Source organism: Hymenobacter algoricola (assembly GCF_039539525.1).
Lineage (GTDB): Bacteria > Bacteroidota > Bacteroidia > Cytophagales > Hymenobacteraceae > Hymenobacter > Hymenobacter algoricola.
Genome location: NZ_BAABDH010000041.1, coordinates 126,487 through 145,931 on the forward strand (window position 1 = coordinate 126,487; position 19,445 = coordinate 145,931).

The 19,445-nt window shown below is 65.3% G+C and carries 18 protein-coding genes; 3 read left to right on the forward strand and 15 right to left on the reverse strand.

Annotation, left to right across the window (positions count from 1 at the left end; translation table 11 throughout):
• Positions 1-3: 3 nt before the first annotated feature.
• Positions 4-762, reverse strand: coding sequence for a glycosyltransferase (locus ABD842_RS13100; RefSeq protein WP_345114586.1), 759 nt, complete (start codon positions 760-762; stop codon positions 4-6).
• Positions 763-921: 159 nt separating this feature from the next.
• On the opposite strand from ABD842_RS13100, the gene ABD842_RS13105 reads away from it, so the two are divergent.
• Both ABD842_RS13105 and ABD842_RS13110 read left to right on the forward strand, forming a co-directional pair.
• Positions 922-1,542 carry a DUF3575 domain-containing protein gene (locus ABD842_RS13105; protein ID WP_345114589.1) on the forward strand — a complete coding sequence of 207 codons (621 nt, stop codon included), beginning with the start codon at positions 922-924 and terminating at the stop codon, positions 1,540-1,542.
• Positions 1,543-1,739: 197 nt separating this feature from the next.
• Positions 1,740-2,351: a hypothetical protein gene (locus ABD842_RS13110; RefSeq protein WP_345114592.1), complete on the forward strand. Its 612-nt coding sequence runs from the start codon at positions 1,740-1,742 to the stop codon at positions 2,349-2,351.
• A gap of 101 nt (positions 2,352-2,452) precedes the next feature.
• On the opposite strand, the gene hisIE is transcribed toward ABD842_RS13110, so the two are convergent.
• The 8 genes from hisIE to hisG all read right to left on the reverse strand — a co-directional run bounded on the left by hisIE (position 2,453) and on the right by hisG (position 10,106).
• Positions 2,453-3,094 (reverse strand): bifunctional phosphoribosyl-AMP cyclohydrolase/phosphoribosyl-ATP diphosphatase HisIE, encoded by a 642-nt coding sequence (gene hisIE, locus ABD842_RS13115; RefSeq protein ID WP_345114595.1) that lies wholly within the window; start codon positions 3,092-3,094, stop codon positions 2,453-2,455.
• Positions 3,095-3,198: 104 nt separating this feature from the next.
• A complete protein-coding gene (gene hisF / locus ABD842_RS13120; protein WP_345114598.1) occupies positions 3,199-3,957 on the reverse strand; it encodes an imidazole glycerol phosphate synthase subunit HisF in 759 nt (252 codons plus the stop codon).
• Between the two features lie 91 nt (positions 3,958-4,048).
• Positions 4,049-4,765: a 1-(5-phosphoribosyl)-5-[(5-phosphoribosylamino)methylideneamino]imidazole-4-carboxamide isomerase gene (gene hisA / locus ABD842_RS13125; protein WP_345114601.1), complete on the reverse strand. Its 717-nt coding sequence runs from the start codon at positions 4,763-4,765 to the stop codon at positions 4,049-4,051.
• Between the two features lie 48 nt (positions 4,766-4,813).
• A complete protein-coding gene (hisH, locus tag ABD842_RS13130; RefSeq protein ID WP_345114604.1) occupies positions 4,814-5,401 on the reverse strand; it encodes an imidazole glycerol phosphate synthase subunit HisH in 588 nt (195 codons plus the stop codon).
• 152 nt (positions 5,402-5,553) lie between these two features.
• Positions 5,554-6,657, reverse strand: a complete 1,104-nt coding sequence (gene hisB / locus ABD842_RS13135; RefSeq protein WP_345114607.1) for a bifunctional histidinol-phosphatase/imidazoleglycerol-phosphate dehydratase HisB — start codon at positions 6,655-6,657, stop codon at positions 5,554-5,556.
• Between the two features lie 53 nt (positions 6,658-6,710).
• Complete coding sequence (hisC, locus tag ABD842_RS13140; RefSeq protein WP_345114610.1) at positions 6,711-7,757, reverse strand: histidinol-phosphate transaminase; 1,047 nt, start codon at positions 7,755-7,757, stop codon at positions 6,711-6,713.
• A gap of 90 nt (positions 7,758-7,847) precedes the next feature.
• A complete protein-coding gene (hisD, locus tag ABD842_RS13145; RefSeq protein ID WP_345114613.1) occupies positions 7,848-9,143 on the reverse strand; it encodes a histidinol dehydrogenase in 1,296 nt (431 codons plus the stop codon).
• A 111-nt stretch (positions 9,144-9,254) separates the two neighbouring features.
• Entirely contained in the window at positions 9,255-10,106 is an 852-nt protein-coding gene (hisG, locus tag ABD842_RS13150; RefSeq protein WP_345114616.1) for an ATP phosphoribosyltransferase, read from the reverse strand.
• A 504-nt stretch (positions 10,107-10,610) separates the two neighbouring features.
• Here hisG and ABD842_RS13155 point away from each other — a divergent pair.
• Complete coding sequence (locus ABD842_RS13155; protein ID WP_345114619.1) at positions 10,611-11,513, forward strand: DUF2911 domain-containing protein; 903 nt, start codon at positions 10,611-10,613, stop codon at positions 11,511-11,513.
• Between the two features lie 106 nt (positions 11,514-11,619).
• Here the strand turns inward: ABD842_RS13155 and ABD842_RS13160 are convergent, their stop codons facing one another.
• The 6 genes from ABD842_RS13160 to mnmA all read right to left on the reverse strand — a co-directional run bounded on the left by ABD842_RS13160 (position 11,620) and on the right by mnmA (position 19,368).
• The gene (locus ABD842_RS13160; RefSeq protein WP_345114622.1) at positions 11,620-14,166 is read right to left on the reverse strand and encodes a TonB-dependent receptor; all 2,547 of its coding nucleotides are present in this window, start codon (positions 14,164-14,166) and stop codon (positions 11,620-11,622) included.
• Positions 14,166-14,846 carry a ribulose-phosphate 3-epimerase gene (rpe, locus tag ABD842_RS13165; RefSeq protein WP_345114877.1) on the reverse strand — a complete coding sequence of 227 codons (681 nt, stop codon included), beginning with the start codon at positions 14,844-14,846 and terminating at the stop codon, positions 14,166-14,168. Before rpe ends, ABD842_RS13160 begins: the two co-directional genes overlap by 1 nt.
• A 238-nt stretch (positions 14,847-15,084) precedes the next feature.
• Complete coding sequence (locus ABD842_RS13170; protein ID WP_345114625.1) at positions 15,085-15,402, reverse strand: hypothetical protein; 318 nt, start codon at positions 15,400-15,402, stop codon at positions 15,085-15,087.
• Between the two features lie 172 nt (positions 15,403-15,574).
• A complete protein-coding gene (locus ABD842_RS13175; protein ID WP_345114628.1) occupies positions 15,575-17,194 on the reverse strand; it encodes a S8 family serine peptidase in 1,620 nt (539 codons plus the stop codon).
• A 252-nt stretch (positions 17,195-17,446) separates the two neighbouring features.
• On the reverse strand, positions 17,447-18,190 hold the full coding sequence (locus ABD842_RS13180) for a hypothetical protein (protein WP_345114631.1): 744 nt from the start codon (positions 18,188-18,190) through the stop codon (positions 17,447-17,449).
• A gap of 11 nt (positions 18,191-18,201) precedes the next feature.
• A complete protein-coding gene (mnmA, locus tag ABD842_RS13185) occupies positions 18,202-19,368 on the reverse strand; it encodes a tRNA 2-thiouridine(34) synthase MnmA (protein ID WP_345114633.1) in 1,167 nt (388 codons plus the stop codon).
• Positions 19,369-19,445 lie beyond the last annotated feature (77 nt).

The following is a 19,445-nucleotide window of genomic DNA, read 5'->3' on the forward strand; positions in this document are numbered from 1 at the left end:
TCCTTAGCGGCCGGCCGCCGCCGAGCGGTGGTCCTCCCCGATTTCGTAGTTCTTCCAGCGGCTGCGAATCCAGCGGAAGCCGAACGTATCCACCAGGGGCTTCCAGGCGCGGTTCCAGAGGTTATATTTGGCCGTGCCGGCAAAGCGCGGGAAGTGCTGCACGGCAATCTGCTTGACCTGGCCGCCCTGCAGCTGCACCAGGGCGCCCAGAAAGCGGTGCATCCCGTGGAAGAGCGGCAGCCGGCGGGCATACTCCACCTTCAGAATCTTGAGCGGACAGCCCGTATCCTGAATGCCGTCGTTGATCAGGGTGCGGCGCACGGTGTTGGCCAGCCTGGACGAGAGCTTCTTGACCAGCGTATCCTGGCGCTTGGCCCGGATGCCGTTGACCATATCGTACTGGGGGAAAAACTCGAAGAAGCGCAGCAAATCCAGCGGCGAAGTCTGGATGTCGGAGTCGATGTAGCCAATCAGCGTGCTGCGGCACTGGTCTACCCCGGCCTTGATGGCCGTACTCAGCCCGCGGTTCTGCCTCAGGGAGATGAACTCGTAGCGGGCATCGTGGCGGCAGATGTCGCGCAGGATAGGCAGCGAGCCGTCGGTGCTGCCGTCGTTGACGAAGAGCACGGTGGTAGCCACCGGGGTCTGGGCCAGAAACCGGCTCATCTCCACCACGAACTGGCGCAGACTTTCTTCCTCGTTGTAGACCGGCACCAGGACGGTCAGGGACTGGAGGGCCAGGTAAGCAGAATTATCGGACATAAACAGGCTGAAATCGGGGCGCAAAGTAGCAACTATTTCCCCGTCCGGGCCGGCAAACCGAATTTGTTGACCCCGGCAGGCAACCCGGCCGCGGGCTGCCGGCTCTATAGCAGCAGAGCCCCTCTATCATTCCTTACCTACTCCCTCCTTTTTATGCAGATGAGAAAATCCGCTGTTGCGCTGCTGTTCTGCTTCGGCACGCTGCCCGTAGTGGCTGGCACTACCCAGCCCGATACGACCACGGCCCGGCCGGGGCGCCACCATAGCCTCAAGCTGGGGCTGCACTCCTCCAACTATGCGGGGACATTGCCCACGCTGGGCTACGAATGGACCCTAGGCCGGCATCTAAGCCTGCAAACCAGCGCGAGCTACTACGGCTCGACCTGGCGCAACAGCTATAGCCTGGTCAACGACGACAACACCGTCACCAGCTTCTCCTCTTCGCACCGGGAGCGGCGGGTGACGGGGCAGGTGCAGGCCCGCTACTACTTCCAGCGCCACACCCCGGCCCTGGTTGGCTGGTATGCCGGCCTGGGGCTCAGCACGACCTATACCTATGCCTTCTTAAGCTCCGATACCCAGCCCGCCGGCACCACCACCCAGAGCCTGATGCTGCAGCCCCAGCTGCGTCTGGGCCGGCAATGGGCCCTGGGCCAGCGTTTCCTGCTCGATACCTACGTGGGCCTGGATATGAATAAGACCCCGGGCCAGCTTTCCTCCGGCCGGCGCCCCTGGATAGCCACTCCCGCCGCGGGCTTTCAGCTCGGCTACCGGTTTTAAGTTCCTGGGCCTACGGGCGAGCCAGGGGTTGGGGTTGACGATGATACGGATAAGATGCTGATGGCAGAGTCGGAGAATACTTGCGCAGAGAAATACTTGCGTAAAGAAGTGGCCGTTCAGCAGTTCAAAAGCACCCGGGTACTAGCTCCCGCTGCAATACTGTCCCCGATTCTCAACCACCTTATCCGTTTTACGCCATGACTACTTTCTTTCTCGGCGCGCTGCTGCTCGGAGCCCTGCCGGCCGCGGCCCAGCCCATCCAGCCTGATACGACGATGACCAGGCGCCCGCACAGTCTGAAGCTGGGCGGGCAGACCTCGTCCAGCGGCCTGCTCCCCACGCTGAGCTACGAATCGCAGCTGCGGCCCCGCCTGAGCGTGCAAGCCAGCGCCGGGTACTCGGCCCGCGCCACCCGGCACGCCTATAACGTCAGGTTGACCAGCACCGGCGTGACGAGTGACTCGTATACCCAGCAGCAGAACCGGCTGACGGCCGGGGCGCAGCTGCGCTACTATTTTCAGGGGCAGAAACCCGCGCTGCTCGGCTGGTACGCCGGCGCCGGGCTGGCCGGAGTCTATTCGCACGCCCGGGTGCGGCCGGATTCGGCCGCGGCCATTGTCCGTAGCCAGGTGCAGCTTCAGCCCCAGCTGCGCGCCGGCCGGCAATGGGCCGTTGGCCCCCGCTTTCTGCTGGACACGTTTCTGGGCTTCGACCTGGTGCAGTACGCTGATTATGCGTTTGTAGCCCAGCCCCGCCGTCATCTGGACCTCAACCCCGTTTTTGGTCTGCAGGCCGGCTACCGCTGGTAAAATCAGGCGTCAGTAACCAAGCGGGCCCCGGGACCACCAGACAACCCTGGCTACTCCCGGGGCCCGCTTGGTTAAGCACCCCACTTCCCTAGTTGCGCCCCTTACGGCCGCCGCATGCCGGCCGAAATAGTGGTGTGCCGCTCGCGCAGCACGGCCACGACCTGCTCCAGGGTAAGCTGGGAGGCGGCCAGCAGCACCAGCAGGTGATACAGCAGATCAGCGGCCTCGCCTTTGAGCCCCTCCACGTTGCCGCCCACGGCATCAATTACGGTTTCGACCGCTTCCTCGCCCACCTTCTGGGCAATCTTGGGCATGCCCTTCCGAAACAAGGATGCCGTGTAGGAATTAGGCTCCTCCTGCGGAAAGTCGCGGCGGCGCTGCACCAGGCGTTCCAGCTCGGCAATGAAGCCCACGGGCGCGGCCGGATAGGCTGTTTGCCCGGGCTGCTCGAAGCAGCTGGTCGTGCCCCGGTGGCAGGTCGGGCCGTCGGGCCGGGCCCGGATCAGCACCGCGTCACCGTCGCAGTCGGGGTGCAGGCTCACCACGGTCAGAAAGTTGCCGGAGGTTTCGCCCTTGGTCCAGAGACGGTTTTTGGAGCGGGAAAAGAAGGTCACGCGGCCCTCCTGCCGGGTTTTCTGCCAGGCTTCCTCGTTCACGTAGCCCAGCATCAGCACCTGACCCGTATCGGCATCCTGCACCACGGCGGGCAGCAGGTCATCCATTTTTGCAAAGTCCAGCTCCATAATGGTTCTTGGTTAATGATTTTTGGTAGTTGGCTGCAGTCCCGGATTGGCACACCCCGTGTGAACGGGCCCAAAACCAGAAGCCATCAACCAAAAACCGGTTCCTACAGGCGCACCGGAATCCCGTCCCGGCGCAGGTGCTCCTTCAGCTCCCGGATACCGATTTCGCCGAAGTGAAAGATGCTGGCTGCCAGGCCCGCATCGGCCTGGGCCTGCTCAAAGACGTGGGTAAAGTCCTGCATCGAGCCGGCCCCACCCGAGGCCACCACCGGCACCGATACGGCCCGGCTCACGGCCCCGGTGATATCCAGGGCGAAGCCGTCCTTGGTGCCGTCGTTGCTCATGCTGGTCAGCAGAATCTCGCCCGCGCCCCGGTCGGCGGCCTCCCGGCACCACTGCACCGCGTCGCGGCCGGTGTTGTTTGTGCCGGCCCGGGTGTAGATCTGCCAGCCGTCGGCATCGTTGTAGCGCGTGTCGGCGGCCACCACGATGCACTGGCTGCCGAAGCGGCGGGCCAGTTCCTCAATCAGCGCCGGCCGGGCCAGCACCGCCGAGTTGAGGCTGACCTTGTCGGCCCCGTTGAGCAGCAGCGCCTCCACGTCCTGCACCGTGCCGATGCCCCCCCCCACGGTAAAGGGAATATCCAGCTCCCGGGCCACGTCGCGCACCAGCGCCACCAGGGTGGTGCGCTTCTGGTTGGTGGCGGTGATATCAAGAAACACCAGCTCGTCGGCGCCCTCACGGGCGTAGCGGGCGGCCAGCGCTACCGGGTCGCCGGCGTCGCGCAGTCCCTCAAAGCGCACGCCCTTCACGGTGCGGCCATCCTTGATGTCGAGGCAGGGAATGATGCGTTTGGTCAGCATGTGGTTGTTGGTTTGTCGTTTTTGGTTTTTAGGCAGCGGCTGAGCATTAGCCAGGGCGCCGGCGGGCGGATTGGCTATCCACTACTCCTGCTTACAGCCAGGGCTGCAGCTCGTCGAGCGTGATGGTGCCTTCGTAGATGGCCTTGCCGATGATGGCCCCGTGCATGCCGATAGCGGCCAGCGCCTCCACGTCGGCAAGGGTGGTTACGCCCCCGCTGGCAATCAGGCGGGCGGCGGGCAGCCCGGTGCGCAGCTGCGCATACGTGGCCAGCGAAGGGCCCTGCAGCTTGCCGTCCTTGCTGACATCGGTGCAGATAAACGTGGTAGCCCCGGCCTGCAGGTACTGGCCGATAAACTCGGCCAGCGTGCGCTCCGACTGCTCGGCCCAGGCGTTGATGGCAATGTGGTTGTCGCGAAAATCGGCGCCCAGCAGAATCCGGTCGGCGCCGAACTGCTGCAGCCAGGTTTGGACCAGCTCCGGTTCGCGCACGGCAATGCTGCCGGCCGTAATCTGGGCCGCGCCGGCGTCGAAGGCCTGCTGCAGCGCTGCCGGGCTTTGCAGCCCGCCGCCGAAGTCAATCATCAGCCCCGTGTGGCGGGCAATGCGCTCCAGCACCGGCAGGTTCACCGGTTGCCGGGCCCGGGCCCCGTCGAGGTCGACCAGGTGCAGGCGCCGCACCCCGTGCTGCTCGAAGCGCTGGGCCACGGCCAGCGGGTCGGCGTCATACGTGGTTTGCTGGGTGAAGTCGCCTTCGGTCAGGCGCACGCACTGGCCGTTGATCAGGTCGATGGCGGGTATTATTTCCATGGGGGGGGTAGTGGGACGCGAAAGAAAAGCCCGGGGAGCCAGAGGCGGCTAGAGGGTGAGGAAGTTCTCCAGAATACGCGTGCCGACCGGGCCGCTCTTCTCGGTGTGGAACTGTACGGCGTAGAAGTTCTCGTGCTGCACGGCCGCGCTAAACGGGGCCGGATACGCGGCCTCGGCAATGGTGTACTCCCCGACCGGGGCATAGTAGCTGTGCACAAAGTACACGTAGTCTTCTTCGCGCAGGCCGGCAAACAGCGGGGAGCGCAGCTGCTGCAGGTTGTTCCACCCCATATGGGGCACCTTCAGCCCCGCAGCTTCGGGAAAGCGCCGCACGTTGAAGGGCAGAATGCCCAGCATCCGGGCATCGTTCTCCTCGCTGTGCTGGCCCAGCAGCTGCATTCCCAGACAGATTCCCAGAAAAGGCTGCCTGAGCGTGGGCAGCAGCTGGTCGAGGCCCTGGGCCCGCAGCTCCTGCATGGCGGAGGAGGCTTCGCCCTCGCCGGGAAACAGCACCTTGTCGGCCCGGCGAATGGTGTCGTGGTCGGCCGTGAGCGTGGCCTGGACCCCGAGCCGCTCCAGGGCAAAGAGCACCGACTGCACGTTGCCGCCCTTGTAGTCTACGACTGCTATATTCATTTGAGCAATATGAAATGTTTACTCATTTGTAAAATACTCTTTTTCATTTCCTGCTCCTCGCTGTTTGCCTCGGAAGGAGCCTGAGCAGACTAATCCAGACAGTCAAGGCCTGTTACCCAAATGTTATAACATTTGGGTAACAGGCCTTGACCTTATAGAATACCCTTCGTGCTCGGGATTTCCATCTTCCCCGCGTCGCGCACCAGGGCCATTTTAATGGCTTTGGCTACGGCTTTGAAAACGGCTTCGATCTTATGGTGCTCGTTCTGCCCTTCGGCTTTGATGTTGAGGTTGCAGCGGGCGGCGTCGGAAAAGCTCTTGAAGAAATGGTAGAACATTTCGCAGGGCATATCCCCTACCCGCTCGCGCTTGAACTCCGCCTCCCACACCAGCCAGGGGCGACCCGAAAAGTCGATGGCGGCCTGGGCCAGCACGTCATCCATGGGCAGCAGGAACCCGTAGCGGGCCAGGCCGCGCTTGTCGCCCAGGGCCTGGGTGAAGGCTTCGCCCAGGGCAATGGCCGTGTCCTCGATGGTGTGGTGCTCGTCGATGTGCAGGTCGCCCTGCACGTCGATCTTCATATCCACGCCCGAGTGCTTGCTGAGCTGGTCGAGCATGTGGTCGAAGAAGCCCAGGCCGGTGCGCATCTGGGGGCGGCCCGCGCCGTCGAGGTTCAGCTCGATGCGGATCTTGGTTTCATTCGTGTCGCGTTGTACTACTGCCGTGCGGGCGGGCAGGCGCAGGAATTGGTATATAGCTTCCCAACTCGTGGTACTAAGCGCGGCGCGCTCGTCGGCTTCCGCCCGGATCAGGATCGACTGGCAGCCCAGGTTCTGGGCCAGCTCCACGTCGGTGATTCGGTCGCCAATTACAAAGGAGTGCACCAGATCGTAGCGGCCGGCTTCCCGGTACTGCCCGAGCATGCCGATGCCGGGCTTGCGGGTGGGCAGGTTGTCGTGGGGGAAGCTGCGGTCGATGTGCTCGCGCACGAACTCCACTCCTTCCGCGCGCAGCACGTCGAGCATCATCGTGTGGGCGGGCCAGAAGGTTTTTTCCGGGAAGCTGGCCGTGCCCAGGCCGTCCTGATTGCTGACCAGCACCAGCTCGTAGTCCAGCTCGCGGGCAATGCGGGCCAGGCCGCTGATGGCGCCGGGTACGAACTGAAATTTTTCCCGGGTCAGGGCGTCGACCTGGAAATCCGTCGGCGGCTCAATCAGGATGGTGCCGTCCCGGTCGATGAAGAGTACTTTTTTCATGGGGTGCTTATGGGCCCGGCGCCGGGTTAGGGCCGCGGGCAGTGCGTTTCGTTTTACTTGTAATCCCGCAGCGCCTGCAGCAGCTGCTCATTCTCGGCGGCGGTGCCCACCGTCAGGCGGAGCGTGCCGGCGCAGCCGGGCTGGGTGGTACGGTTGCGCACCACGATGCCCCGCGCCAGCAGGTAGTCGTACACGGCCGTCGCGTCGGGGCGGAAGCGCACGAGCAGGAAATTGGCATCCGAGGGAAATACTTCCGCCACGATGGCCAGGGCCGGGAGCCGTGCGGCCAGCCAGTCGCGGCCGGCGAGCAGCTGGTGGCGCAGCTGCTCGAAGCGGGGCGCATCGTGCAGGGCCGCCAGCGCGTGCTGCTGGGTGGCCTCCGACACGTTGTACGGCGGCTTGATCTTGTTGAGGTAGCCGATGATGGCGGGCGAGGCGAAGGCCATGCCCAGCCGCAGGCCGGCCAGCCCCCAGGCCTTGGAAAAGGTCTGCAGCACGACCAGGTTCGGGAATTCCGCCAGGCGGGTAGTCCAGCTCGGGGCGGCGGCAAAGTCGGCGTAGGCCTCATCTACCACCACCAGGCCGCGGAAGCCGCGCAGAATCTGCTCGATGGCCGCCGCGTGCAGCAGGTTGCCGGTGGGGTTATTCGGCGAGCACAGCCAGACCAGCTTGGCTTCCGAAGCCAGAATCTGCGCCGTGGCCTCGGCCGAAATCTGGAAATCGGCCGTGAGCGGCAGGCGCTCAAGGTGCACATCGTTCAGGTGGGCCGCTACCTCGTACATGCCGTAGGTAGGCGGCAGAATCAGGATGCGGTCCTGGCCGGGCACACAGGTCAGGCGCACAAGCAGGTCGATGGCTTCGTCGGAGCCGTTGCCCAGAAAAATCTGCCCGGGGGCTACCCCCTTTAGGGTGGCTAGTGCCGCTTTCACGGCCCGCTGGTGCGGGTCGGGGTAGCGGTTGAACTGCTCGGGGCCGGCGCTGCCCAGGCTGTTTTCGTTGGCGTCGAGCATCACCCGGGCGTCGCCCTGGAACTCATCCCGGGCCGACGAGTACGGCTTCATGGCGCGGATATTGGGGCGAACGAGACTTTCTAAATCCATAACTGAGGTGGGGCTGATAACGCCGCCCGGGCGCTGATTGCTTATCTGATTAACCTGTTCTTGGGGCCGGGGCTGGCTGCTGAGTCGCTTTTATCCGGCCGCCAACGACTCCAGCCGCAGCGTGATGGCGCGGGCGTGGGCGCTGAGACCTTCGGCTTCGGCCATGGTTTCCACGATGGCGCCGATATGCTGCAGCCCGGCGGCGGTGATGCGCTGATAGGTGATTTTCTTCAGGAACGAGTCCAGCGACACGCCGCTATAGTTGCGGGCGTAGCCGTTGGTGGGCAGCGTGTGGTTGGTGCCCGAGGCGTAGTCGCCGGCGGCTTCGGGGGTCAGGTGGCCCAGAAACACCGAGCCGGCGCTGGTGACGCCCTCGGCCAGCTGCTCCGGGTTCTGTACGGCCAGAATCAAATGCTCGGGCGCGTACTGATTGGAGAAGAACAGCATTTCCTCCGGCGTGCGCAACAGAATGGCGCGGCTCTCGTCCAGGGCCCGCGTGGCCACCGCGGCCCGGGGCAGTGTAGCCAGCTGCCGCGCCACTTCGGCCTGGGTGGCCTCGATAACCGCCAGCGAGTCGGACAGCAGAATCACCTGCGAGTCGGGGCCGTGCTCGGCCTGGCTAAGCAAGTCGGCGGCCACGAAAACCGGGTTGGCCGACTCATCGGCAATAACCAAGACTTCCGAGGGGCCCGCGGGCATGTCGATGGCCACGCCGTAGCGGGTCGCCAGCTGCTTGGCAGCCGTCACGTAGCGGTTGCCGGGCCCGAAGATCTTGTCTACGGCCGGCACCGATTCCGTGCCCCCGCTCAGCGCGGCCACGGCCTGGGCCCCGCCGGCTTTGATGATGGTGGTGATGTTGAGCAGCTGGGCCGTGAACAGGATAACCGGATTCACCGAGCCGTCGGGGCGGGGCGGCGTGCACAGCACCACTTCGGGGCAGCCAGCCAGCCGGGCCGGCACGCCCAGCATCAGCAGGGTGCTGAACAAGGGCGCCGTGCCGCCGGGCACGTAGAGCCCGACGCGCTGCACCGGCACGGCCCGCCGCCAGCACAGCACGCCCGGCATGGTTTCCACTTTCTCCTCCGCCGGGCGCTGGGCCTCGTGAAAGCGGCGGATGTTGGCGTGGGCCTGGCGGATGGCCGTCTGCAGCGCGGAAGGTACCTGGCCCACGGCGGCCTCCAGCTCGGCGGGCGTCACGCGCAGGCCGGCGCGCAGGTCGGCCCCGTCAAAAGTCTGGGCGTATTCGAGCAGGGCTGCGTCGCCGCGCTGGCGCACGTCGGCGAATATCTGCGCTACGCGCTGCTCCACGTCGGGGGCCTGCTGGGCGGCCGCGCGCTGCTGCAGGGCGGCCCATTCGGGTTGCGAAGGATAGTGAAAGATCTGCATCGGGTTGGCGAAGTTAGGGGCGAGAAGCTGGCAGTCGGAAGTGGTGCTCGCCTGATAAGTCGGGACCTGCAAGCCCAGGGGCCAGCTCCTGACTCCCGGCTGCTGGCTGCTTCAGGAAATCATTTTCTCAATCGGGAGCACCAGGATGCCTTCCGCGCCCACGGCTTTAAGCTGGCCGGTGATGTGCCAGAAGTCGTCCTCGTTCACCACCGACTGCACCGACACCCAGCCCTGCTCGGCCAGCGGCGTCACCGTGGGCGACTTGATGCCGGGCAGCAGGGCCTTCACCGCGTCGAGGGCGGCCACGGGGGCATTCAGCAGAATGTACTTGTTGCGGCGGGCCCGGCGCACGGCCTGCATGCGGAACTGCAGCTGGGCCAGCAGCTCCTGCTTTTCGGCCGGCAGACTCTGGTTGGCAATCAGCACGGCCTCGGAGCGGAACACGGTTTCCACTTCGCGCAGGCCGTTGCCCAGCAGCGTGGAGCCCGAGGAAACGATGTCGCAGATGGCGTCGGCCAGCCCGATGCTGGGGGCAATTTCGACCGAGCCGCTGATGGTGTGCAGGTGGGCCTGCACGCCTTCGCCGGCCAGGTAGCGGCCCAGAATCTGGGGGTACGAGGTGGCAATGTTCTTCCCCTGCAGGTCGGCTACCGAGCTGTAGGCTTCGTTGCGGAGCACGGCCAGCGACAGGCGGCACTTGCTGAAGCCCAGCGTTTCGACTTCCAGGGCCGGGAAGCCCGCTTCCACCAGCACGTTCTGGCCCACAATACCCAGGTCGGCCACGCCGTCCTGCACGTAGCCGGGAATGTCGTCGTCGCGCAGAAACAGGATTTCGAGGGGGAAGTTGGTGGCTTCGGTTTTGAGCTTGTAGGTGCTGCTGACAAAGGAAATACCGCACTCCCGAATGAGATTGAGGGAATCTTCGCTCAGGCGGCCCGACTTCTGAATGGCTAAACGGATCATGGAATTCTGGGGGGGGGGTAAGAAAAGAAGGAGGCCCGGGCCTGGCGGCGGACGAGCGGACCCTTCGGGGATGGGAAGACTGGGTTACGGGAGAAAGACCGGCGCGGCGCCCGAAAGCGGGCAAACAGCGGTCGGGCCGCCTTGCTGGGCGGCCGGGCCACCGACTAGCGGCAGGCCCCACGGGGACGATATGCTGCGTTCATTCCTCTACAAAGAGGAATGGTGGCCGTGCACATGATGGTGCGCCGCGCGCAGCCAGCCAGCGGCAACGCCCACGGTGGGGGCGGCGGCTTGGGGGCGGGTGCGGAAAAGGGGCGCGACGAAGGTCATGGAGGCGAATTGCTGGGCAAATGTACAAGCGGGGAATCCGGAACAAAAGTTTACGGAGAAAAAATATTCAAAAGCCCGATCTTCGCCCCTGGGTTGGATTGCCAACCAGCTTTCTGGCACCATTGTTTCGGGTACCGGCGCCACGCTCCGTTTTGGCGCGCACACTCCTTGTCTATGCATCCTCTCCGGTTTTCTTCCCTGCTGCTGGCCAGCGGCCTGTGCTTCGGCCTGCTGCTGGGTGGTTCCAGCGCCCAGGCTCAGTCCTACGCCGAGCAGCAGCAGCTGCCCCTACCCCAGGCCAGTCCGCACGCCGTGGTGCAGCAGACCGTGGGCCTGACCGACATCACCGTCGACTACCACTCGCCCAGCGTGAAGGGCCGCGCCATCTGGGGCGCGCTCGTGCCCTACGACCAGGTGTGGCGGGCCGGGGCCAACGAGAATACCATCCTGGCCTTTGCCGACCCGGTGATTCTGAACGGCCAGTCGGTGCCGGCCGGGCGCTACTCCTTCTACGTGGTGCCCCACGAAACCCAGGACTGGGAAGTGGTACTCAACCGCGTAACGACCCACTGGGGCGCCGAGGGCTACGAGGCCAAGGACGACCAGCTGCGCCTGAAGGCCGCCCCCGAAACGGCTCCCCTGCACGAGAGCCTGCTGTACTGGTTTTCGGAGCTCAAGCCGGCCAGCGCCCGCCTGAACCTGACCTGGGAAAAGCGTACGGTAAGCGTGCTGGTCACCACCGACGTGCACACCAAGGTGCTGGCCACCATCGAAAAAACGATTGCGGCCCAGCCTCAGAACTGGCAGCTGCTGGCCCAGGCCGCCGACTACCTGGTGCTCAACAACCTGGAGTCGGAGCGGGCCCTGCGCTACATCAACGAGTCCATCCGTCTGAAGGAAGCCTACACCAACACCTGGATCAAAGCCCGCCTGCTGGCTTCCCAGCAGGACTTCGGCACCGCCATCGAGGTAGGGCGCAAGGCCATCAAGCTGGGCGAAAAGCGCGACACGAACTTCAAAACCCAGCTCCCCGGCATGCGCCTGGCCCTGACGGAGTGGCAAAGCAAGGCCTACTGATGTTGAAGCCCGGCGCCGCCCGTCGTCCGGCCCGCCCACAAAAAGGCCCGCAACTGTTTCGTTGCGGGCCTTTTTTGCTGTCAGCTTCTTCCATCTGCCGGGTTCGTCAGAACCGGGCAATGGCCCGCAGGTTGATGATGCGCTGAGACAGGTAGTTGGGCACGGCATAGGTGCGCCCGTTCACGTCCTGCACGTAGCTGTAGCCCGCCACGTTGTTGGCGTCCAGCACGTTGAGGATTTCCAGCCCCAGCCACAGGCTTTCGAGCTGGCCGGGCCGGCGCGCGGCTTCGGAGCGGTTGGCCACGAACAGGATCTTGGAAAAGCCCAGGTCGACACGCTTGTAGGAGCGCGTCAGGGCCGAGGTGCCGCGCAGCTCCTGGTTGCCGGGAATGCTGAACGGCAGCCCGGTGCCGAAGACCAGGTTCACGTAGCCTTTCACGGTGGGGTTATTGGGCAGTTGGTCCTGGAAGAAGATGCCGAAGTTCAGCCGCTGGTCGGCCGGGCGGCGGATGTAGCCTTTCTCGGCAAAGCCAATGGAGTCGTTTTGGGCGTTGCGCAGCACGGTGAAGTCGCCGGCCACGTTTTCGCGGGTGGTGAGCACGCCCAGGCTGAACCACGACTCGGAGCCTTTCACAAACTCGCCGCTGACCCGCGCGTCGAGGCCGGCGGCGTAGGCCGTGGCGTTGTTCTTGGCAAAGTAGCGCAGCCGCACGTTGTCCACGTCGTAGGGAATCACGTCGGTGAGGTATTTATAGTACACCTCGCTGCTGAGCTTGAAGGGCCGCTCCCACTGCCGGAAGCGCAGCTCGGTGCCGGCAATGAAGTGCAGGGAGCGTTGGGCGCGCAGCTCGGCGTTGAGCGTGGGCTGCTGCACCAGCACGCTCTGGGGCGTGGCGCGGGTGCCGCTGTTCTGGTCGCGCAGCTCCCGGTAGAACGGGGGCTGGTAGTACACGCCCGTGGCCAGCTTGTACGACAGGTTCGGGTGCCGGCGCGGGGTAAACGAATACTGCAGCCGCGGACTGATGGTGAGCTGCCCGTTCACCGACCAGTAGTTGGCGCGTACGCCGTAGGTCAGGGTCTGCAGCGAGTCCAGCTCGACGGTGTGCTGGGCGTAGCCCTGGTAGCGGAAGCTGGTCAGGTCCAGGTCCGTCAGCAGGCGGGTGCGGCGGTAGTCGGGCACGAAGCCGGCCGAGTCGGCGAAGCTGTACTCGTTGAGCTGGTCCTGGAGCTGCTCGCGGCCGGCTTTGGCGCCCCAGCGCACGGAGTGGCGCGAGCCCGGCGTCCAGCGGCCCCGGCCTTCGAGGTTAAAAACCCGGGCCGTGAGGTAGTTGCGCGAGTTGTCGAAGCGGGAGCCCACGTCGCGCTGGCGCACGGCCTGGTTGAAGTCGGGCGACTTCGGGTCGCGGTTGATTTCGGCAAAGCTGTAGCGGGCTTCCACGTCGCGGTATTCCAGCTCCCGGGAGAACATGGCCCCGCCCAGCAGCTCGCCCTGCAGGGTGCTGGTGAAGTTGTGCTTCAAACTCAGCCCGCTCTGGTAAGTGTCGTACTGCATCCGCTCGTAGCCGTCGTACTGAACAAAGAGCCGCGACACCTGGTTGGTGGCCGTGCTGAACGTGACCTGCCCCGATTCGGGCGTCAGCCGGTAGTCGTTGTGGGCTACGCTGGTCAGCAGGCTCAGGCTGGTGCGCTCCCTATCGTCCCGGGGGCCCAAGGCGGCGGTAACGTACACCTGCGCGTCGTAGAAAGTCGGGTTGTAGTCGCCGCGCTGCGCCCGCAACGACCGCAGCACGTAGCTGGCGTTCTTGTAGCGGATACCGGCCAGGTAGCTTACCCGCTTGTTGGGCGAGGTGGCCTCCACGTGCATCGTGCCGCCCACCAGGCTGGCCGTGGCCGAGCCGCCGAACTGGGCGGGCTTCTTATAGTCGATGCTGAGCACCGAGGAGAGCTTGTCGCCGTACTTGGGCTGCCAGCCCCCGCTGGAAAACTCGATTTTGCCCACCAGGTCCGGATTCACAAAGCTCAGGCCCTCCTGCTGGGAAGCCGTAATCAGGAACGGCCGGTACACCTCGATACCATTGACGTAGACCAGGTTTTCGTCGTAGTTGCCCCCGCGCACCGAGTAGGTGCTGGTCAGCTCGTTGTTGGCTACCACGCCGGGCAGCGTAGTCAGAATCTTGTTGAAGTCGCCGAAGGCCGAGGGCAGCTCCTTCACCGAGCGCGGGTCGATGCGGGTGATGCTGACCTGCTCGCGGGTGCTGGCATCCTCGTTGCGGCCGCGCACGGTCACGTTTTTCAGCGCCTGGTTGTCGGCGGCCAGCGTCAGGCTCAGCTCCTGCCCGCGGTCCAGATCCAGCGGCTGGCGCACGGCCACAAAGCCCAGGCGGCGGGCCACCAGCACCGGGGCCCGGCCGCTCACAGGCCGGGCCACGCTCAGGGCAAACCGGCCCCGGCTATCGGTGCTGGTCCCCCCGGGCTGCCCTTCAATGCCCACCCCGACCAGCTCCAGCGGCTGGCCGGCGGCGTCGCGCACGGTGCCCGTCACCAGGATGCGGGCGGCCTGCTGGGCTTGGGCGGCGGGCAGGCCCAAGATCATCAAACACAGGGTCAGCCAGCCCAGGCGGGCGGCCAGAATCCGTCGGTAGCGGTGCGGCATCAGCGTTGCTCTTGGGCGGCGGTGGCCAGTAGGTGAGCCCGCAGGTCGGCCAGGGTTTGTACCGGATCGGCGGAGTTAAAGACGAAGCTGCCGGCCACCAGCACGTCGGCGCCGGCTTCCACCAGGGCGCTGGCATTGTCGAGGCTCACGCCCCCGTCGATCTGAATCAGCGCCGCGGAGCCGTTGTCGACCAGCAGCTCCTTGAGCGCGGCCACCTTGCGCAGGGTGTTGGGAATAAACGACTGCCCGCCGAAGCCCGGATTCACCGACATCACGCAGACCAGGTCCAGGTCGGCGGCAATATCGGTCAGCACGGCCACGGGCGTGTGCGGGTTCAGGGCCACGCCGGCGCGGCAGCCCAGGGCCTTGATCTGCTGAATCACGCGGTGCAGGTGGGGGCAGGCCTCGTAGTGCACGGTCAGGTTGGCGGCGCCCGCGTCGCGGAAGGCGGCCAGGTAGTGCTGGGGCTCCTCAATCATCAGGTGCACGTCGAGCGGCTGCCGGGCGTGGCGGTGAATGGCCTGCAGCACGGGAATGCCAAAGGAGATATTGGGCACGAAGCGGCCATCCATCACGTCGCAGTGCAGCCAGTCGGCGGCGCTGGCGCCCAGGCGCTCAGTTTCGGATTGAAGGTTGCCAAAGTCGGCAGCCAGCAGGGAGGGAGCCAGCAGCGGGGCCATGCGTCGGGACGAGTTCATACGGCGAAGGTAACGCTTTGGCAAGCAGGTTTTGGTATAGCCCAACCCGGATTCGACCAGCCTTTTTTCCCGCGCGCCCCGCGTCAGCGGCCCGCTACGCCTGTTGCGCCGCGCCCCGGCCGCCGCCACCCACCGTGTTCGGCCAAGCCTCGGGGAAAAGCCAAAAGCCCTTTGCCCGGGCGGGACAAAGGGCTTTTGGCGGCGGCGCCCGCGGGGCGGGCTACTTGCCCTCCACGGGCTTTTTCCAGGCCTGCCAGTCCAGCTCGCCGTTGTCTTTTTTGCGCAGGAAGTAGGTCTGGTCGTCCTTCTGGGTTTTGCCGAAGGTCACGTCGCCGCGGCAGTCGAGGCACTTGACGGAGGTGTACTTGAACTTGTCCTGGGCCAGGCGCGACGACAGGTCCAGGTTGTCGGAGCCGCACAGGCCACAGGCGGCCACGTCGGGAAAGCTGAGCCGGTCGTACTCGGCGACGACCTCGTGCAGATTCGGCCCCTGCACCGTGAAGTGGAACTGGCGGCGGCCAATCCGTTTAGTAATCATGAGTTGCAACATGCTGCCGGAAAGTAAAAAAGTGCGGAATAAAGGAAATGAAGCTGGGTTCAGCTCTTTGCCAACACTAATATGGTTGGAATAATTACCAATAAAAACTAAAAAAGGGAGAAACCCGGCGGACCGGCTTCCTCCCTTTTGGTTTGGGCACCGCGCTTGGGGCTTAGAGCTTCACCAGCCGGACCGTTTGCTGAGCTTTGCCGGAGCTGACCAGGCAGGTATAGATGCCCTTGGCCAGCGGCAGCGCCGGCAGGCGCACCTCCGCGGCCCCGGCCGGGGCCAGCTGCAGCTCCCGAACCAGCGTACCGCGGGCGTCAAAGAGGCGCACCCTGAGCGGCGTGCCCCGGAAAGCCGGGCTCAGGTGCAGAAACAGGGCTTCCTCCCGGCTGGGGTTGGGGTACACGGCCAGGGCCTCGGCGGCCGGCAGGGCGCTGGCCGCAGCCAGCGGGGTGCTGGGGTTGGCCAGGTTATAGGCCGTCACGAAGTTGGGAATGCCATAGCCCAGCGTGTTGTTCGGATTGGCTGCCAAAGAGCCTGAGCGCTGCAGGAACTGGATAACCTGCTGTACCCCCAGCGTGGGCGACGACTGCCAGAAGGCGGTGGCCATGCCCGCCATAATGGGGCAGGAAAAGGAAGTGCCGCTGCCGTAGCCCGGCCCCGTCGGATAGACGAGGGCGGCCTGCTGCCCCTGGGCCACCACGTTGGGCTTGATGCGGCCGTCGGCGGAGGGGCCGTAGGAGCTGAAGGCGGCGTGGTTGCGCTGGGCCGTTACGGCGCCCACCGTCAGGATGGAGTCGGCATCGGCAGGGGCCGTGATGTAGCGCCAGGCAGAGTTGCCTTCGTTGCCCGCGCTGTTGACCACCAGCATGCCCACCCGGGCGGCCACCGTGGCGGCCCGCGTCGAAATGGCCGTGCGCCCGTTCATATCGGCGTAGGTGTAGTTGGCGGAGGGCACGTCGAAGGTGCTGTAGCCCAGCGACGAGCTGATGACGTCCACCCCGGCCGAGTCGGCGTACTCGGCCGCCACCAGCCAGTTGGCTTCTTCCACGGGATGCTCCGAGCCGATGTCCTCGGTGATGAACAGCCGGTACGAGGCCTTGGGCGCCGTGCCGATGAATACGCCGGGCTGGTTGCCCGCCAGCGTCGACAGGCACAGCGTGCCGTGATCGTTGCGCTGGAACACGTCCGTGTTCTTATCGACCACGTTGAACGTGCTGATCAGGCGCTGCTCCTGCAGCAGGGGCGCAAAGACGGCCATCTGGTTTACGCTCGGAAAGCCGGCGTCGAAGACGGCAATCTGCATGCCCTCGCCGCGGAAGTTGGCGTTGTGCATAGTTACGGCCCCGATCATCTGGGCCTGGTTGTAGGCAATGCCGTAGTCGGCGGGAGCACTGCTGGGCCGCTCGGCGGGCGCTACCGGCTCCTTCTCGGGCTGGCGCGGCCCGCCCTGGCCGCGGTTCAGGGTCTGGGCACCCTGCACGCAGCTCAGCGTGCGGATCTGGGCCAGGGTAGTGGAGTCGCAGGACACGATGGCGGCATTAAACCAGCGGGAGGTGTACCACAGCCGGGTGCCGGCCACGGCTTTCACCTGGGCCACGTAGGCGGGGTTTACCGGCAGGTCGCGGGGCTTGAGGGCAATGCCCTGGCGGGTGCGCCGCTGCAGGGCCCGGGCCGAGAGAAACGCCCCGGGCTGACTCAGGCTGAACGGGGTACCGGTCTTGTTGGTGAAATAAATCAGGTGCCGGCGCACGGTGGGTATGGCCCGGGCTGGGGTTCCGGTCACGGGATCCGACGCGGCCCGGGCCGGGCTGACGCCGGCGCAGAGTCCGGCCAGAAGGAGAAGGTAAGAAAAGCGCATGGATACGAGTAGAGGTGGACGTACGGCAAGATACGAATTTGCCCCCGCACTGGCCGGGGGCGCCCACCTTTTCGCTGCCCCGGCCCCGACCCCCAAAAAGCGCGGCCCGGGAAAGTCCCGGGCCGCGCTTTTGGTTGTAATTGGTCCATCCTCTTGGCTGCACTGCCGGCAGCAGACTTACGGGGTATGCCCTTTTTCCAGCAGGGTTTCCACCCGCACCCGGCCCTTAAAGATGCGGGTGGGGTCGGGCGTGCAGTTGCCGCCGTTGCAGAACTCCAGCCGCCGCCGCACCCGCTGCACCGGGCCGCTGCCCTGGGCGTACACCTGCCGGTACTTGGCCACGTTGTAGAGGCCGTCGTCCAGGTTTACATCCTCGATGTCGTCGGTGGTTACCGTGCGCTCGTAGCGGAAGGTCTGGCTGCCCGCCTGGGCCGTGAAGGGTTGGCCCACGCGCTGGTAGCGGCGGTTTTCGGCTACCACCGTATCCCGGGCATTAAAGGCGTCGCGGTTCCAGGCCCGGTCGGCCCGCACCGGAAACACCAGCTCCACGGTCCGCCGGTTGTTGCGCACGAGCTGCACGTTGGTGGCCGTCGCGCTGAGTACCAGCACGCTGTCGTCGCGCCACAGGTCGGTGGGCAGCAGGCGGCGGGAGCGCACAATCCGGTAGGCCGGCTGCCCGCTGGCGTCGGTAATCTGCTCGTCGACCCGCTCGCGGAACTGAAACGAGCTCACCGGCTGCCGCTGGAAGTTCAGCCAGCTGGAGTCGGTGACGGCAAAGATGCGGTAGTCACCCACGGCCAGCGGGTAGTAGTCGGCGCCCGACTCCGGGCCGGGCTCAGTTTCGGTCTGGCAGCCGGCCACGAGCAGCGTCAGTGCACCGGCCGCAGCCAGCCCCCACGACCAGCGGAAACGAAATAGCATAGGAGAATGGGTTAGGACGCGGCTACGGTAGCCGCGGCAGGGGAAGATACGGGAACTTCGCCGATGGTATGCCGCTCGATCCAGCCGCCGCCGATAACGTCCGGCCCGTCGTAGAACACGGCGGCCTGCCCGGGCGTCACGGCGTGCACGGCCTCCTCGAAGTAAACGTGGATCTTGTCGCCGATCTGCTCCAGAAACGCGGGGGAGCCGTCGTGGTTATAGCGGATCTTGGTGCGGCTCGCGACCAGGCCCCGGCCTTCCAGCGAGGCGAACTTGCCCATGTTGAGCTTGCCCACCAGCGTGCGGGTGCTGGCCAGATCGTCGAAGTTGCCGAGCACGACCTGGTTGGTGTCGGGCCGGATTTCGGTCACGTAGGCCGGGAAGCCCAGCGCGATGCCCAGCCCCTTGCGCTGCCCGATGGTGTAGAACGGGTAGCCCTCGTGGTGGCCCAGCACGGTGCCGTCGCGCAGCACAAACTCGCCGCCGGCCACGCGGGCCTCCAGCCCTGCCACGCGCCGGCGCAGGAAGCCCCGGTAGTCGTTGTCGGGAATAAAGCAGATTTCGTAGCTCTCGGGCTTGTTGACCAGCTCGGTGAAGCCGCGGCGGCGGGCCTCGTCGTAGATTTCGGTTTTGCGCAGCCCCCCCAGCGGGAACATAGTCCGCGCCAGGCTCTGCTGCGAGACGCCCCAGAGGGCATACGACTGGTCCTTGTTCTCATCCAGGCCCTTACTGACCACGTAGCGGCCGTTTTCGTGGCGGATGTTGGCGTAGTGGCCGGTGGCAATAAACTGGCAGCCGAGCTGGTCGGCCCGGCGCAGCAGCGCGTCCCACTTGATGTGGGTATTGCAGAGCACGCAGGGATTGGGCGTGCGGCCGGCCAGGTACTCGTCGGTGAAGTTGTTGATGACAAAGTCACCGAACTCGTCGCGGATGTCGATGATGTAGTGCGGAAAGCCCAGCTCCACGGCAATCTGGCGGGCGTCGTTGATGCTGTCGAGCGAGCAGCAGCCGGTTTCCTTCTTGGAGCCGCCGGCCGAGGCGTAGTCCCAGGTTTTCATGGTCATGCCCACCACTTCGTAGCCCTGCTCGTGCAGCAGCACGGCGGCTACGGAGCTGTCGATGCCGCCGCTCATAGCGACGAGGACCCGTCCTTTCGATTCGGAAGTATTCGTATTCATACCAGTAAAAAGCAAAGAGGCGGGCTGAAAGTTTCCGCCGCCCGTCGGGCAAAGGTAAGCACTCTGCCGTTGGGCCC

Excerpts from the sequence above, each read along its gene's own strand:
- ABD842_RS13110 (WP_345114592.1), top strand. The coding sequence starts at position 1,740 with ATGACTACTTTCTTTCTCGGCGCGCTGCTGCTCGGAGCCCTGCCGGCC.
- hisH (WP_345114604.1), bottom strand. The coding sequence starts at position 5,401 with ATGAATATAGCAGTCGTAGACTACAAGGGCGGCAACGTGCAGTCGGTG.
- hisD (WP_345114613.1), bottom strand. The coding sequence starts at position 9,143 with ATGCAGATCTTTCACTATCCTTCGCAACCCGAATGGGCCGCCCTGCAG.
- hisG (WP_345114616.1), bottom strand. The coding sequence starts at position 10,106 with ATGATCCGTTTAGCCATTCAGAAGTCGGGCCGCCTGAGCGAAGATTCC.
- hisF (WP_345114598.1), bottom strand. The coding sequence starts at position 3,957 with ATGCTGACCAAACGCATCATTCCCTGCCTCGACATCAAGGATGGCCGC.
- hisB (WP_345114607.1), bottom strand. The coding sequence starts at position 6,657 with ATGAAAAAAGTACTCTTCATCGACCGGGACGGCACCATCCTGATTGAG.
- hisC (WP_345114610.1), bottom strand. The coding sequence starts at position 7,757 with ATGGATTTAGAAAGTCTCGTTCGCCCCAATATCCGCGCCATGAAGCCG.
- ABD842_RS13100 (WP_345114586.1), bottom strand. The coding sequence starts at position 762 with ATGTCCGATAATTCTGCTTACCTGGCCCTCCAGTCCCTGACCGTCCTG.
- ABD842_RS13180 (WP_345114631.1), bottom strand. The coding sequence starts at position 18,190 with ATGCTATTTCGTTTCCGCTGGTCGTGGGGGCTGGCTGCGGCCGGTGCA.
- mnmA (WP_345114633.1), bottom strand. The coding sequence starts at position 19,368 with ATGAATACGAATACTTCCGAATCGAAAGGACGGGTCCTCGTCGCTATG.
- ABD842_RS13155 (WP_345114619.1), top strand. The coding sequence starts at position 10,611 with ATGCATCCTCTCCGGTTTTCTTCCCTGCTGCTGGCCAGCGGCCTGTGC.
- hisIE (WP_345114595.1), bottom strand. The coding sequence starts at position 3,094 with ATGGAGCTGGACTTTGCAAAAATGGATGACCTGCTGCCCGCCGTGGTG.
- hisA (WP_345114601.1), bottom strand. The coding sequence starts at position 4,765 with ATGGAAATAATACCCGCCATCGACCTGATCAACGGCCAGTGCGTGCGC.
- rpe (WP_345114877.1), bottom strand. The coding sequence starts at position 14,846 with ATGGCCCCGCTGCTGGCTCCCTCCCTGCTGGCTGCCGACTTTGGCAAC.
- ABD842_RS13105 (WP_345114589.1), top strand. The coding sequence starts at position 922 with ATGAGAAAATCCGCTGTTGCGCTGCTGTTCTGCTTCGGCACGCTGCCC.
- ABD842_RS13160 (WP_345114622.1), bottom strand. The coding sequence starts at position 14,166 with ATGCCGCACCGCTACCGACGGATTCTGGCCGCCCGCCTGGGCTGGCTG.
- ABD842_RS13170 (WP_345114625.1), bottom strand. The coding sequence starts at position 15,402 with ATGATTACTAAACGGATTGGCCGCCGCCAGTTCCACTTCACGGTGCAG.